Here is a 963-nt window from a genome sequence, read left to right on the forward strand (position 1 = left end):
GACGCTGGATTCGACGCCACCCAGCCCTCGGCGTGGATCGCCGAGGGGCTGTTGATGTATCTGTCGGCCGACGCGCAGCATCAGCTTTACACCGGCCTCGATGACCTGGCGGCGTCGGGCAGCCACGTCGCGGTCGAGGACGGTGCCCCCCTGCCGGCCGAGGTGTTCCAGGCGGCGGTGGAGGCCGAAGTCGCAGCCGGCGACGACAGCCGCATCTTCCACCGACTGGTCTATAACGAGCGTTGCGCGTCGGCCGACAGATACATCAACAGCCCCTCGGCGATCCACGCCGAGGGCTGGGTGGCGTCGAATCCAGCGTCGCGCAGCGCCTGCGGCCAGTCCTCACGCAAGTCGACAGCTATCTCACGGCGTTCTGCTTTGGGCCTGATGCCGCGCTGCGAGAGCACGTAACTCTTGAAGGCGAGTACCTGCGGCTGGTCCAACTCGAAGATCGTCGTCTGCTCCGCCCACTCCAACCGGAAGGCGCGGGAGTCCAGCCCGGCCGCCAGAATGACCACCTGCCGCACCCCGGCAGCGACGACGCGGCGGAAGTAGTCGTCGAAGTAGCGGGTGCGCGCACCCTGGAAATTGAGGAAATGTTCCCCGAAGTCCCCGGTCAGCAGCTGATGGTCGGGGAGGTTGCCTTCGACGACGGCCTCCCAGTCACCGCCGGCTGCCCGGCAGAACAACTCGGCATAGGGATCGACCGCCAAGGGATCGGGTTTGCGGGCTTCCAGGGCCCGCGCGGCGGCCACGAACAAGGCGGTCGAACCGACGCTCGTGGTGATGTCCCAGCTGTCACCTTCATTACGCATTACAGGCATTCCACTGACCCTACGCCGCAGTAACCAGCGTGGAATCCCCGCTTTACCAGCGCTCTGCGACCGCTCAGCCCCACTTGGCCGCTTCGGCGGTGTCGCGGGCGTTCATCATCAACGTGTTGGTCTCATGGGTGGCCGCCAT

1 pseudogene is annotated in these 963 nt (G+C 66.1%); it reads right to left on the bottom strand.

Features of this window, described 5'->3' with window-relative positions:
• Positions 1-233: 233 nt before the first annotated feature.
• Positions 234-815 (bottom strand): annotated as a pseudogene (locus tag A5694_RS15640) (SAM-dependent methyltransferase); the annotation flags it as partial.
• Positions 816-963 lie beyond the last annotated feature (148 nt).

Origin of the sequence: Mycolicibacter sinensis (assembly GCF_001667945.1) — a bacterium.
Classification (GTDB): Bacteria; Actinomycetota; Actinomycetes; order Mycobacteriales; family Mycobacteriaceae; genus Mycobacterium; species Mycobacterium sinense_B.